Origin of the sequence: Pseudocitrobacter sp. RIT415, from assembly GCF_003057695.2 — a bacterium.
Lineage (GTDB): Bacteria > Pseudomonadota > Gammaproteobacteria > Enterobacterales > Enterobacteriaceae > Pseudocitrobacter > Pseudocitrobacter faecalis.
On record NZ_QBJC02000003.1, the window covers coordinates 54,099 to 67,788 of the forward strand.

Here is a 13,690-nt window from a genome sequence, read left to right on the forward strand (position 1 = left end):
TTGGCAGACTCTGTCTGCCAAATTTCCTGTTGCCGCCTCCCTTTCCAGGCAAGCGGCGCTGAGGCAGGATTTACACTTCCAACCAGTTCATGATCCCTTCAGCCGCTTTACGGCCTTCGGCGATGGCGGTCACCACCAGATCTGAACCACGCACGATGTCGCCACCGGCGAAGATTTTCGGGTTACTGGTCTGGAAGGCGTTCTCGTTGCCTTCCGGGGCGATGATACGGCCCTGAGAATCCAGTTCGACGCTGTGTTTTGCCAGCCATTCCATGCTGTGTGGGCGGAAACCAAACGCCATTACTACAGCATCTGCCGGAACTACGTGCTCGGAGCCCGGGACGATTTCCGCACGACGGCGACCTTTATCATCCGGTTGGCCCATTTCGGTACGCGCCATTTTCACGCCGCTCACCTTGCCGTTAGCATTCACTTCAATGCCCAACGGCTGTACGTTGAACTGGAACTCTACGCCCTCTTCACGCGCGTTTTTCACTTCGCGGCGTGAGCCTGGCATGTTCTCTTCATCACGACGATAAGCACAGGTAACATGCGTTGCGCCCTGACGTACGGAGGTACGTACGCAGTCCATCGCGGTATCGCCACCGCCAAGCACCACCACGCGTTTACCTTCCATGTTGATGTAAGGCTCATCTTTATTCTCACCAAAGCCCATGATCTGGCGGGTATTGGCAATCAGGAACGGCAGCGCATCAAACACGCCAGAAGCGTCTTCGTTCTCCAGCCCGCCACGCATCGACTGATACGTGCCGACGCCGAGGAACACCGCGTCGTAGTCGCTCAGCAGGGTCTCAAGCTGGACGTCACGGCCTACTTCGGTATTCAGTTTGAACTCAATGCCCATACCGGTGAAGATTTCGCGGCGACGGGTCATCACCTCTTTTTCAAGCTTAAAAGCCGGAATACCAAAGGTCAGCAGGCCGCCGATCTCCGGATGACGGTCGAACACAACCGCTTTGACACCGTTGCGCGTTAGCACATCAGCACACGCCAGGCCCGCCGGGCCCGCGCCGATAATCGCGACTTTCTTGCCAGTCTGCTTCACGCCGGTCAGGTCAGGGCGCCAGCCCATTTCGAACGCTTTATCGTTGATATAGCGCTCAATGTTGCCGATGGTGACCGCGCCGAACTCGTCGTTCAGAGTACAAGAACCTTCGCACAGACGATCCTGCGGGCAAACGCGCCCACACACTTCCGGCAGAGTGTTGGTTTGATGCGACAGTTCTGCCGCTTCAAAAATACGCCCCTCGTTGGCAAGCTTCAGCCAGTTCGGGATGTAGTTATGTACCGGGCATTTCCATTCGCAGTACGGGTTGCCGCAGGAGAGGCAGCGATCTGCCTGCGCCTTGGCCTGCCCTTCTGAAAATGGCTCGTAAATTTCAACAAACTCAATCTTGCGGATCTTTAACGCTTTCTTAGCGGGATCAACGCGTTGCAGGTCGATAAATTGATAAACGTTCTGACTCATGATGACCCCTTACTGCGCCTGCACACGCAGCTCTGCTGCGCTACGACTACGGTGACCCAACAGTGCTTTGACATCGCTGGACTTCGGCTTAACCAGTGCAAACTTCGCGGAGAACGCCGGCCAGTTCGCCAGGATCTCTTCACCGCGCTGTGAACCGGTCAACTGGACATGTTCGGTAATCAGTCCGCGCAAGTGCTCTTCATGGATTGCCAGAGAGTCAACGTCCAGCACTTCCACCAGTTCCGGGTTAACGCGTTTGCGGAAATCGCCGCTTTCATCCAGAACGTAGGCGAAGCCGCCGGTCATACCCGCACCAAAGTTAACGCCGGTTTTACCCAGAATGCAGACGATGCCGCCGGTCATGTACTCACAACCGTTGTCGCCTATGCCTTCTACGACGGTGATTGCCCCGGAGTTACGCACCGCAAAACGTTCACCCGCGCGCCCAGCAGCGTACAGACGACCGCCGGTCGCGCCGTACAGGCAGGTGTTACCGATGATGCTCGCTTCGTGGCTACGGAAGGCGGAACCCACCGGAGGACGAATCGCAATCAGACCGCCCGCCATGCCTTTACCGACATAGTCGTTGGCATCGCCGGTCAGGTACAGCTCTACGCCGCCCGCGTTCCAGACGCCGAAGCTCTGGCCTGCGGTGCCGCTGAAGTGCGCTTTAATCGGATCGGCCGCCAGACCCTGGTCGCCGTGCGTTTGCGCGATATAGCCGGAGAGCGACGCGCCCACGGAGCGATCGGTATTGCGAATATCGAACCAGAAAGTTTTGCTCTGGCGCTCATCGACAAACGGTTTTGCCTGTTGCAGCAGTTGCGCGTTCAGCACACCGTTATCGAACGGCGGGTTATTCTCAGTGCAGTAGAGCGCCTTGCCAGGATGTGGCTCGGCGGTCTCCAGCAGTCGAGACAACTCCAGCTTCTGCTGTTTGGCGGTGAAACCGTCCAGCTCTTTAAGCAGGTCGGTGCGGCCAATCAGATCCACCAGACGTGTCACGCCAAGCTGCGCCATCAGCTCGCGGGTTTCACGGGCGATAAATTCAAAGTAGTTGGTCACTTTGAACGGCAGGCCGTGATAGTGGTTCTTACGCAGTTTGTCATCCTGAGTTGCAACACCCGTCGCGCAATTGTTCAGGTGGCAAATTCGCAGGTATTTACAACCGAGCGCCACCATCGGGCCGGTGCCGAAGCCGAAGCTTTCCGCGCCGAGAATCGCCGCTTTGATAATATCGACGCCAGTTTTCAGGCCACCATCGACCTGCAAACGAATTTTATGACGTAAGCCGTTGGCAACCAGCGCCTGCTGGGTTTCCACCAGGCCGAGTTCCCACGGGCACCCTGCATATTTTACCGACGACAGCGGGCTTGCCCCCGTACCACCGTCATAACCGGCGATGGTGATCAGGTCTGCATAGGCTTTTGCCACACCCGTAGCGATGGTGCCGACGCCCGGTTCGGAAACCAGCTTCACGGAGATCATCGCTTTCGGGTTGACCTGTTTCAGGTCGAAAATAAGCTGTGCTAAATCCTCGATAGAGTAGATATCGTGGTGCGGCGGTGGCGAGATTAACGTCACGCCCGGCACCGAATAGCGCAGTTTGGCGATGTATGGAGTGACCTTATCGCCCGGTAACTGACCACCTTCGCCCGGCTTCGCGCCCTGAGCGACTTTAATCTGAATGACGTCGGCATTGACCAGGTACGCCGGCGTGACGCCGAAGCGGCCGGAAGCCACCTGCTTGATGCGCGACACTTTATTCGTGCCGTAACGCGCCGGGTCTTCACCGCCTTCACCGGAGTTAGAGTTGCCGCCGATACTGTTCATCGCTTCCGCCAGCGCCTCGTGCGCTTCCGGGCTTAATGCACCGATAGACATCGCCGCGGTATCGAAGCGTTTGAACAGCTCAGTTGCCGGTTCGACCTCATCAATACTGACGGCGTCGCTACCCGGCGTGATAGCCAGCAGATCGCGCAGCGTTGCCGCCGGACGCTCGTTGACCAGCTTCGCGTATTCCTGATAGTCGCTGTATTCGCCGCTTTGAACCGCTTGTTGCAGCGTGCGCACCACGTCCGGGTTATAGGCGTGATATTCACCGCCGTGAACGTACTTCAGCAGGCCGCCCTGGCTAATCGGTTTACGTGCCAGCCAGGCGCGTTTCGACAGGTTCAGCAGGTCCTGCTGGAAGTCTTCAAAGCTCGCGCCGCCAATGCGGCTGACCACGCCCTGGAAGCACAGCGCAACCACATCGTCGTGCAGCCCGACCGCTTCAAACAGTTTTGAACAGCGGTAAGAGGCAATGGTCGAGATGCCCATTTTGGACATGATTTTGTACAGACCTTTGTTGATGCCGTTACGGTAGTTCAGCATCACGGTGCGATACGCTTTATCGATCGCTTTGGTATCGACCAGTTTCGCCAGCGTTTCGTAGGCGAGGTACGGATAGATAGCCGTCGCGCCGAAGCCCAGCAGCACGGCGAAGTGGTGCGGGTCGCGGGCGCTGGCGGTTTCCACGATGATGTTGGCATCGCAGCGCAGGCTTTTCTCTACCAGGCGCGCCTGAACCGCGCCGACCGCCATCGGTGCCGGAACCGGCAGACGATTTTTGGCAATGTTGCGGTCAGAAAGCACCAGCAGGACGGTGCCGTTACGCACCATCTCTTCAGCTTTATCGCACAGCGCTTTTACTGTTGCCTCGAGCGAGGTTTCAGTCGCGTCATAAGTAATATCGAGCGTGTCTGCGCGATAGTGCTCATCTGCAATCGTGGTGAGCTGTTTAAAATCAGAGAACAGCAGGATCGGCGATTTGAAGCTCAGGCGATGTGCCTGGCCTTCCGCTTCGCAGAAGACGTTCATTTCGCGGCCAATGCTGGTTGCCAGCGACATGACGTGCGCTTCACGCAGCGGGTCGATTGGCGGGTTGGTTACCTGCGCAAACTGCTGACGGAAGTAGTCATAAATAATACGCGGCTGGCTGGAAAGGACGGCAAACGGGGTATCATCGCCCATTGAACCGACTGCTTCCTGGCCGTTTTCGCCCAGCACGCGAATAACCGAATCCAGCTCTTCCGCGCTGTAGTTAAACTGTTTCTGGTAGCTGGCGAGGGCGTCATCGTCCATCTCGCGGCTGCCGACCTCTTCGTCCGGCAGATCTTCAAATGGCACCAGACGGCGGACGTTTTTCTCCATCCACTCTTTGTACGGATGGCGGCTTTTCAGGTCGTTATCGGTTTCTGCTGAGTGCAGAATGCGGCCACTGCGGGTGTCGATCACCATCAGCTCACCGGGCCCAACGCGGCCTTTTTCCATCACTTCGTCGGGCTGATAATCCCAGATCCCGACTTCGGAGGCGCAGGTGATGAGCTTGTCTTTGGTAATGACGTAGCGCGCCGGGCGCAGGCCGTTACGGTCAAGGTTACAGGCCGCGTAGCGACCATCGGACATCACGATGCCCGCCGGGCCATCCCACGGCTCCATGTGCATGGAGTTAAAATCGAAGAACGCGCGCAGTTCCGGATCCATATCCGGGTTGTTCTGCCAGGCTGGCGGAACCAGAAGACGCATCGCACGCACGATATCCATCCCGCCTGCCAGCAGCAGTTCGAGCATGTTATCCATCGAACTGGAGTCAGAGCCGGTTTCGTTAACAAATGGCGCAGCGTCGTGCAGGTCAGGGATCAGCGGCGTCTGGAATTTATAGGTACGCGCGCGCGCCCACTGACGGTTACCGGTGATGGTGTTGATTTCACCGTTGTGCGCCAGATAGCGGAACGGCTGTGCCAGCGGCCAGCGCGGCACGGTGTTGGTGGAGAAGCGCTGGTGGAACAGGCAGATGGCCGATTCCAGACGCAGGTCTGCAAGGTCCAGGTAGAAGCGCGGCAAATCTGCCGGCATACACAGACCTTTATAGATGTTCACCAGGTTCGACAGGCTACAAACGTAGAACTCTTTGTCTTCCACCAGCCGTTGTTCGATGCGGCGACGGGCGATGAACAGACGACGTTCCATATCGCGCGGGCGCCAGCCAGCCGGGGCATTAACAAAAATTTGCTCAATACGGGGCAGCGAGGAGAGGGCGATTTCACCGAGCACGCCTTCGTTGGTCGGCACATCGCGCCAGCCAACAATCGAAAGCGTTTCACGTTGCAGTTCTTCTTCAACGATGCGGCGCGATGCGGCGGCTTTGTCTGGATCCTGATTGAGGAACAGCATCCCGACGGCGTAGTTTTTAGCTAAACGCCAGCCGCGCTCTTCCGCGACGATGCGGAAGAAACGATCCGGTTTTTGCAGCAGCAACCCGCAACCATCGCCAGTTTTACCATCAGCGAGAATTGCGCCACGGTGCTGCATGCGGGCCAGTGCGTGTATGGCGGTACGCACTACCTTGTGGCTAGGTTCGCCTTCTATGTGGGCGATCAGGCCGAAACCACAGTTATCCCTCTCAAGGGATTTATCGTACAACATATCAGTGAACCTCCCCAGGCTCTACGTGACTCACTCCGACACCGATTGCGCACGGGCGCAGAAAGAGCATGGCGACGGGATTGGGTCGTTCAATGACCAATCTCGCATTCGCCCTCTTTTGCCTTTTCGCGCAGGTCAAACAAGTTTGAGGACTTGCTTCAGAGGGAATCTCAATTACTGCATAAATATGATGAGCTGAGTGCTCATCCAGAAAGCTTCCAGCGGATTTCCAACTTATCGGGAATCCGTAGACAGGTCAAATGGCAAACTTATTTATCTAAAAATGTGCTATAGAAGGCTTAATTCAATGATATTTATGGTTTTTATCCATTTTTTACATTGTATTAACCACGAAACAGGTGCGGATGGAGTGTGATCTGACTCACTATCTGGAAGCGCTGTGATAAACGTCCTGTGCTGAATTTACCGCTTAAAGTAGCACATAACACTGGCAATGGTTGTGCGGGTATAGGATCACTCTGTTTTTCTTCGAGAGGCGGATTAAAGCAAAATAAGCGGCGTATATAAGCAAAAGTAATCGGTTTGGCGATGAATGAAATTGCATTGATTTTGAGTGTTTATGCAATAAGATAAAGGTCTACCGGGCGATTGATCCAGGTCATCGCCGATCGAGACTAAAAATGGCAGGCTTGGCCCCTTTCTACAGGCCGGTCTATCAGATTATGCAGTTACAAAAATTAGTCAATATGTTTGGTGGGGATCTTGCACGTCGCTATGGCGAAAAGGTCCATAAATTGACGCTGCATGGTGGATTTAGCTGCCCGAATCGTGATGGGACGATTGGCCGGGGCGGCTGTACATTTTGCAATGTCGCCTCTTTTGCCGACGAAGCACAGCAGTACCGCTCAATTGCCGAGCAGCTTGAACATCAGGCCAGCCTGGTAAATCGCGCCAAACGCTATCTTGCCTATTTTCAGGCCTATACCAGTACCTTTGCTGAAGTTCAGGTGCTGCGTTCTATGTATCAACAAGCCGTTAGTCAGGCCAATATTGTCGGCCTGTGCGTGGGTACACGCCCGGACTGTGTACCGGAAGCGGTGCTCGATTTGCTCACCGAATATAAAGAACAGGGTTATGAGGTGTGGCTGGAGCTGGGGCTACAAACCGCGCACGATAAAACGCTGCATCGTATCAACCGGGGGCACGATTTTGCCTGCTATCAGAACACGACGCGACGGGCACGCGAACGCGGGCTGAAGGTGTGCTCCCACCTGATCGTCGGCTTGCCGGGCGAAGGGCAAAGTGAATGTCTGCAAACACTGGAACGCGTGGTAGAGACCGGCGTGGACGGCATTAAGCTGCATCCGCTGCATATCGTGAAGGGCAGCATTATGGCGAAAGCCTGGGAAGCGGGGCGTTTAAGCGGTATTGAGCTGGACGATTACACCGTGACGGCCGGTGAGATGATTCGCCATACGCCACCCGAGGTGATTTACCACCGCATTTCTGCCAGCGCGCGTCGCCCGACACTGCTCGCGCCGCTGTGGTGCGAAAACCGCTGGACCGGGATGGTGGAGCTGGATAAGTATTTGAATGAACATGGTGCGCAGGGATCGGCGCTGGGGCGAGGGTGGGTGCAATCCCTCACCCCGGCCCTCTCCCACAGGGAGAGGGAGAAAACCGGCGCAGAACATTAACCCGCATGCGATCGGTTCCCTCTCCCTGTGGGAGAGGGTTAGGGTGAGGGCACCAGACCGCACAACCCAGCATTTTTTACACAACCTTCAACGCATTGCTCAGAATTGGGTATTATTGAGCGACGATGACGTGAAGGAACCCCCTATGAAGCAAATCCGTTTACTGGCGCAGTATTACGTCGACCTGATGATGAAGCTGGGTCTGGTGCGCTTTTCAATGCTATTAGCCCTTGCGCTGGTGGTGCTGGCCATTGTGGTACAGATGGCCGTGACCATGGTGCTGCACGGCCAGGTCGAAAGCATTGATGTGATCCGCTCTATCTTCTTTGGTCTGTTGATTACGCCATGGGCGGTCTACTTTTTATCGGTGGTGGTCGAGCAACTGGAAGAGTCTCGCCAGCGCTTATCGAAGCTGGTGGAGAAGCTCGAAGAGATGCGCGAGCGCGATCTCAAACTTAACGTTCAACTTAAAGACAACATCGCGCAGCTCAACCAGGAAATTAGCGACCGCGAAAAGGCGGAAGCCGAGCGTGAAACCACGCTTGAGCAGCTGAAGGTCGAGATGAAAGAGCGTGAAGAGACGCAAATCCGCCTTGAGCAACAATCCTCTTTCCTGCGCTCGTTCCTGGATGCCTCACCCGATCTGGTCTTCTATCGCAATGAGGATAAAGAGTTTTCTGGCTGTAACCGGGCGATGGAGCTGTTAACCGGGAAAAGTGAAAAGCAGCTTATAAACCTGCACCCGGAAGACGTTTACTCGCCGGAAGCTGCGGCGAAGGTGCTGGAAACCGATGAGAAAGTTTTCCGTCATAACGTCTCGCTCACCTATGAACAGTGGCTGGATTACCCGGATGGCCGCAAAGCCTGCTTTGAAATTCGTAAAGTGCCTTATTACGATCGCGTCGGTAAGCGCCATGGTCTGATGGGCTTTGGCCGCGATATTACCGAGCGTAAGCGCTATCAGGACGCCCTGGAGCGCGCCAGCCGCGATAAGACCACCTTTATCTCCACCATCAGCCACGAGCTGCGTACGCCGCTTAACGGCATCGTTGGCCTCAGCCGTATTCTGCTTGATACCGACCTGACCGCTGAGCAGGAAAAATACCTGAAAACGATTCATGTATCAGCGGTGACATTGGGGAATATCTTCAATGATATCATTGATATGGATAAAATGGAGCGGCGTAAAGTTCAACTGGATAACCAGACCATCGACTTTACCGGTTTCCTCTCTGATTTAGAAAATCTTTCCGGCTTGCAGGCGCAACAGAAAGGGCTGCGCTTCGTCATGGAACCGAGTTTGCCGTTGCCGCATAAAGTGATCACTGACGGCACGCGTCTGCGTCAGATTCTGTGGAATCTCATCAGTAACGCGGTGAAATTTACCCAGCAAGGTAAGGTTGAAGTACGCGTTCGTTACGACGAAGGCGATATGCTGCACTTTGAAGTGGCCGACTCCGGTATCGGTATTCCGCAGGAAGAGCAGGATAAAATCTTCGCCATGTACTATCAGGTGAAAGACAGCCAGGGCGGTAAGCCGGCTACCGGCACCGGGATTGGCCTGGCCGTCTCGCGTCGTCTGGCGCGCGATATGGGCGGCGATATTGAAGTCTCCAGTCATCCAGGCCAGGGCTCGACCTTTATTCTGACCGTCCACGCGCCCGCGGTTGCCGACGAAGTTGAAGATACGCTCGACGACGACGATATGCCGCTGCCTGCGCTTAACGTTCTGCTGGTGGAAGATATTGAACTGAACGTGATTGTTGCTCGCTCGGTGCTGGAAAAACTGGGCAACAGCGTTGATGTGGCGATGACCGGAAAGGCCGCGCTGGAGATGTTTACGCCAGGCGAATACGACCTGGTACTGCTGGATATTCAACTGCCGGATATGACCGGGCTGGATATCTCTCGCGAATTAAAACAGAAATTTGCCGCTGACGACCTGCCGCCGCTGGTGGCATTGACGGCTAACGTGCTGAAAGATAAAAAAGAGTATCTGGAAGCGGGAATGGATGATGTGCTGAGCAAGCCGTTATCAGTACCGGCCCTGACCGCGATGATCAAAAAATTCTGGGACACCGCCGACGACGAGGAGAGTACCGCAATGCCAACTGAGCAGGGTAAATCACAGCAGTTACTGGATATTCCGATGCTTGAGCAGTACATCGAACTGGTGGGGCCGAAGCTGATTACCGACGGTCTGGCTGTGTTCGAGAAGATGATGCCGGGATATCTGGCGGTGCTGGAATCGAATCTGACCGCACGCGATCAGAAAGGAATTGTCGAGGAAGGGCACAAAATTAAGGGCGCGGCGGGTTCCGTGGGCCTGCGTCATCTGCAACAGTTGGGGCAGCAGATCCAGTCGCCAGATTTACCGGCCTGGTGGGATAACGTCGGTGAATGGGTTGAAGAGATGAAAACCGAGTGGCAGCACGATGTCGCGGTGCTTAAATCCTGGGTGGCGAACGCTGAAAAAAAATGACCCCGGCTAAACCGGGGTGCGCGAACACTGCGCCAACACCAGGGAAATCGTGGCTGCGCCATAAGATGTAATAGGAATTTAGTAAGACACAACCTGATGAATACGATTGCACGCAGATTAAGATAGCAAAACTTGAAACATTTGTTACATGAATCAGCAAAATATGTGAAGCATAGCGAGTTAATCAGAAAGAGTAATAATCTTCAGTCAGTTACAGCGAGGGATAAGCATCATGAAAAAAATTGGCGTTATTTTGAGCGGCTGCGGTGTCTATGACGGGTCTGAAATTCACGAAGCCACCATTACGCTGCTGGCCATTGCCCGTAGTGGCGCACAGGCCGTGTGCTTCGCGCCGGATAAACGTCAGTTCGATGTTGTCGATCATCTCTCGGGAGAAGCGATGGGCGAAAGCCGTAATGTGCTGATCGAGTCTGCGCGCATTGCGCGCGGCGATGTGCGTCCGCTCGCCAGCGCACAGGCGGAAGAGCTGGATGCGCTGATTGTGCCTGGCGGTTTTGGCGCGGCGAAAAACCTTTCTAACTTTGCCACTCAGGGGGCAGCGTGCGAGGTTGACGCGAATCTGAAAGCGCTGGCGCAGGCTATGCATCAGGCGGGCAAACCGCTCGGCTTTATGTGTATCGCCCCGGCGATGTTACCGAAGATTTTTGATTTCCCGCTGCGCATTACCATCGGCACGGATATCGATACGGCGGAAGTGCTGGAAGAGATGGGCGCGGAACACGTGCCGTGTCCGGTAGATGACATCGTTGTTGATGAAGACAATAAAGTGGTTACCACCCCGGCTTATATGCTGGCGCAGAACATCGCCGAAGCTGCCGACGGCATTGAAAAACTGGTGGCGCGCGTACTGGTTCTGGCTGAATGAGCAAACGTGTTTCACCGCTGGCGTGGATAAAACGCATTGTCTGGCGCGTTGCGCTGTTGCTGGTGCTGTTCTGGGGTGGCGGCATCGCGCTGTTCAGCTTTGTGCCGGTGCCCTTTTCTGCGGTGATGGTCGAGCGCCAGCTCAGCGCCTGGTTGAGCGGCGATTTTCATTATGTGGCGCACTCCGACTGGGTCAGCATGGATGAGATTTCGCCGTGGATGGGGCTGGCGGTGATCGCCGCCGAAGATCAGAAATTCCCGGAGCACTGGGGGTTTGATGTTCAGGCGATCGAAAAGGCGCTTTCGCATAACGAACGCAACGAAAACCGCATTCGTGGCGCATCGACGTTGTCGCAGCAGACGACGAAAAACCTGTTGCTGTGGGATGGTCGTAGCTGGCTGCGTAAAGGGCTGGAAGCGGGGCTAACGGTGGGAATCGAAACCGTCTGGAGTAAGAAACGCATCCTGACCGTTTACCTGAATATTGCTGAGTTTGGCGAAGGCATCTTTGGCGTTGAAGCCGCTGCGCAGCGCTATTTCCATAAACCCGCCAGCAGGCTGACCATGTCGGAAGCGGCGTTGTTAGCCGCCGTACTACCGAACCCGATTCGCTTTAAAGCGGATGCCCCTTCAGGCTATGTGCGTAGCCGTCAGGCGTGGATTATGCGCCAGATGCGTCAGCTCGGCGGCGAATCCTTCATGACCCGCCACCAACTGCATTAAGCTTTGCGAGAAGAGAGCGCCAGCGTGCTGCGCTCTTCGCGCGGCTTGCTGTTGTTCAGTGCGGCTGCCAGTACTGGCTGGGCAATAAAACGTTCCCACAAACGCTCCTGCTTACGACGACAGAACCATTTTGACCAGGTGGCCAGTGGAATAAAGGTCGATTCGCCGATGTTGTCGCAGATAACGGGCACCACTTCTGATTCGCTGATGCGATGGCACAGAATATTGGCTGGTTTCAGCGTCATGGTCACAATGTGATTTTCGGTGATGTACTTCTTCAACGCACGCAGGATCTGACGCAGCACCACCAGATCTTCTTCGTAGCGACACTCCGCAGCGAACTGTTTTAAGGTGATCGACGGCTTGCCGTCAAAGTCGCTGATCACGTCATAAACGTAACCTGTCCCGCAGTCGGTCTCAACGGTACCGTAATAGCGAGGAATACCGCTCCAGTCTTTCAGATAGCGATTGAGATGCGCGTAGTAGCCCAACTCGCGTTTAATCTCTTTATCGCCGCCATCGTCGTTGTTGTAAACGATTTTAATGCAGCGTTGGGCATCGTCCGGATGCGCGTAACATTTACGATGTCTTCCGGTGCCCAGGGGGGTGTGATTCGATAAATGTAACATGACGCGCTCCTGGAATTATTTACTGACAATTAACCAGTATCGACACCAAACTTAAATGAAAGATAAACGAACCATCTTAAGGTTTTCCTAAGGTTAATCCTGGACTAAAAAGCGCACAAATTGTACAGGGACAATAAAAAAAACGCCGATTGGCGTTTTTAGGGTAGAGGCGCTTTTTGTAGGCCGGATATGGCAAAGCCGCCATCCGGCATGGGGAAGGGAACTACTTAATCTTCATCAAACCCGGATTCAAACAGGGCGATAACCGCAGCCAGCGCTTCCACTTCCTGCGGGCCAGAGGCTTCAACTTCAATTTGTCGCCCTTTGGCCGAATCCAGCATCAGCAACGCAATGACGCTATTAGCTTCCGCTTCGGTGCCTTCGTCGTTGCGCAGCAGCACTTCCGCATCAAAACCCTGCATCAGCTCAAACAGCTTCATCGCGGGCCGGGCATGCATGCCCAGCCGATTGGTGATTTCAACGGTTTGCTTAACGGTCATGATTTACGTTTTTCCAGCGTCCGGTGACGAGACTGCACGTTCTTACCGCGTGAGCGAAAGTAGTCAGCCAGTTGTTCGGCAACATACACCGAACGGTGCTTACCGCCGGTACAGCCAATCGCCACGGTCAGATAGCTACGGTTATTGGTTTCCAGCATAGGTAACCATAGCTCAAGATAGCTGCGGGTCTGGTAGATAAAGTTATGCACTTCCGTATGCCTGTCGAGGAATGCGGCAACCGGTTTGTCGAGACCGGTCATCGGACGCAGTTTCGGATCCCAGTGCGGGTTCGGCAGGAAGCGAACGTCGAAAACGTAATCCGCATCGATAGGGATACCGTGCTTGAAACCGAAGGATTCAAATACCATCGTCAGCTCGCGCTCGCGTTTGCCCAGCAGACGAGTACGCAGCATTTCTGCCAGCTCGTGCACCGACATCTCGGAGGTATCGACGATGAGATCCGCGCGCGAACGCAGGGGCTCCAGCAGGTCGCTCTCTTTATCAATTGCGCTCTCCAGTGACAAGTTTTTGCTGGAAAGCGGGTGCAGACGGCGCGTATCGCTGTAACGACGGATCAGGGTATTGCGATCGGCATCGAGGAACAGCAACTGTGGAGAAAATGCGTCCGGCAGATTTTCCATCGCTTTTTCGAAGATTTCCGGCGACTCCGGCATGTTACGCACGTCGATACTGACGGCAGCGGAGATCTCCCGGTCGGCCAGCGTTTTCGCCAGCTCAGGCAGCAGGACTACCGGCAGGTTGTCCACACAGTAGAAACCCATATCTTCCAGCGCCCGTAAGGCCACGGATTTACCCGAGCCTGAGCGGCCGCTGACGATCATCAGTACCATGTA

General features: G+C 55.0%; 9 protein-coding genes. 4 read left to right on the forward strand and 5 right to left on the reverse strand.

Annotated elements, in window-relative coordinates; all coding sequences use genetic code 11:
* Positions 1-70: 70 nt before the first annotated feature.
* Both DBY68_RS04345 and gltB read right to left on the reverse strand, forming a co-directional pair.
* A complete protein-coding gene (locus DBY68_RS04345; protein WP_108474946.1) occupies positions 71-1,489 on the reverse strand; it encodes a glutamate synthase small subunit in 1,419 nt (472 codons plus the stop codon).
* Positions 1,490-1,498: 9 nt separating this feature from the next.
* A complete protein-coding gene (gltB, locus tag DBY68_RS04350) occupies positions 1,499-5,959 on the reverse strand; it encodes a glutamate synthase large subunit (RefSeq protein WP_108474947.1) in 4,461 nt (1,486 codons plus the stop codon).
* 683 nt (positions 5,960-6,642) lie between these two features.
* On the opposite strand from gltB, the gene DBY68_RS04365 reads away from it, so the two are divergent.
* The 4 genes from DBY68_RS04365 (at position 6,643) to mtgA (ending at position 11,707) form a co-directional block, all read left to right on the forward strand.
* Positions 6,643-7,617 (forward strand): TIGR01212 family radical SAM protein, encoded by a 975-nt coding sequence (locus DBY68_RS04365; RefSeq protein WP_108475143.1) that lies wholly within the window; start codon positions 6,643-6,645, stop codon positions 7,615-7,617.
* Positions 7,618-7,762: 145 nt separating this feature from the next.
* Positions 7,763-10,099, forward strand: a complete 2,337-nt coding sequence (arcB, locus tag DBY68_RS04370; protein ID WP_108474948.1) for an aerobic respiration two-component sensor histidine kinase ArcB — start codon at positions 7,763-7,765, stop codon at positions 10,097-10,099.
* Between the two features lie 232 nt (positions 10,100-10,331).
* Entirely contained in the window at positions 10,332-10,985 is a 654-nt protein-coding gene (gene elbB, locus DBY68_RS04375) for an isoprenoid biosynthesis glyoxalase ElbB (protein ID WP_108474949.1), read from the forward strand.
* Positions 10,982-11,707, forward strand: coding sequence for a monofunctional biosynthetic peptidoglycan transglycosylase (mtgA, locus tag DBY68_RS04380; RefSeq protein ID WP_108474950.1), 726 nt, complete (start codon positions 10,982-10,984; stop codon positions 11,705-11,707). Before elbB ends, mtgA begins: the two co-directional genes overlap by 4 nt.
* Here mtgA and yrbL read toward each other — a convergent pair.
* The 3 genes from yrbL to rapZ all read right to left on the reverse strand — a co-directional run bounded on the left by yrbL (position 11,704) and on the right by rapZ (position 13,687).
* Entirely contained in the window at positions 11,704-12,336 is a 633-nt protein-coding gene (gene yrbL, locus DBY68_RS04385) for a PhoP regulatory network protein YrbL (protein ID WP_108474951.1), read from the reverse strand. The two genes, mtgA and yrbL, sit on opposite strands and share 4 nt — an antisense overlap.
* 227 nt (positions 12,337-12,563) lie before the next feature.
* Positions 12,564-12,836 (reverse strand): PTS phosphocarrier protein NPr, encoded by a 273-nt coding sequence (gene npr, locus DBY68_RS04390; RefSeq protein WP_015962820.1) that lies wholly within the window; start codon positions 12,834-12,836, stop codon positions 12,564-12,566.
* Positions 12,833-13,687, reverse strand: coding sequence for an RNase adapter RapZ (rapZ, locus tag DBY68_RS04395; protein WP_015962821.1), 855 nt, complete (start codon positions 13,685-13,687; stop codon positions 12,833-12,835). Before rapZ ends, npr begins: the two co-directional genes overlap by 4 nt.
* Positions 13,688-13,690: the final 3 nt, after the last annotated feature.

Bases quoted from the DNA above. Each gene is read 5' to 3' on its own strand.
- DBY68_RS04345 (WP_108474946.1), bottom strand. From the start codon at position 1,489: ATGAGTCAGAACGTTTATCAATTTATCGACCTGCAACGCGTTGATCCC.
- gltB (WP_108474947.1), bottom strand. From the start codon at position 5,959: ATGTTGTACGATAAATCCCTTGAGAGGGATAACTGTGGTTTCGGCCTG.
- DBY68_RS04365 (WP_108475143.1), top strand. From the start codon at position 6,643: ATGCAGTTACAAAAATTAGTCAATATGTTTGGTGGGGATCTTGCACGT.
- arcB (WP_108474948.1), top strand. From the start codon at position 7,763: ATGAAGCAAATCCGTTTACTGGCGCAGTATTACGTCGACCTGATGATG.
- elbB (WP_108474949.1), top strand. From the start codon at position 10,332: ATGAAAAAAATTGGCGTTATTTTGAGCGGCTGCGGTGTCTATGACGGG.
- mtgA (WP_108474950.1), top strand. From the start codon at position 10,982: ATGAGCAAACGTGTTTCACCGCTGGCGTGGATAAAACGCATTGTCTGG.
- yrbL (WP_108474951.1), bottom strand. From the start codon at position 12,336: ATGTTACATTTATCGAATCACACCCCCCTGGGCACCGGAAGACATCGT.
- npr (WP_015962820.1), bottom strand. From the start codon at position 12,836: ATGACCGTTAAGCAAACCGTTGAAATCACCAATCGGCTGGGCATGCAT.
- rapZ (WP_015962821.1), bottom strand. From the start codon at position 13,687: ATGGTACTGATGATCGTCAGCGGCCGCTCAGGCTCGGGTAAATCCGTG.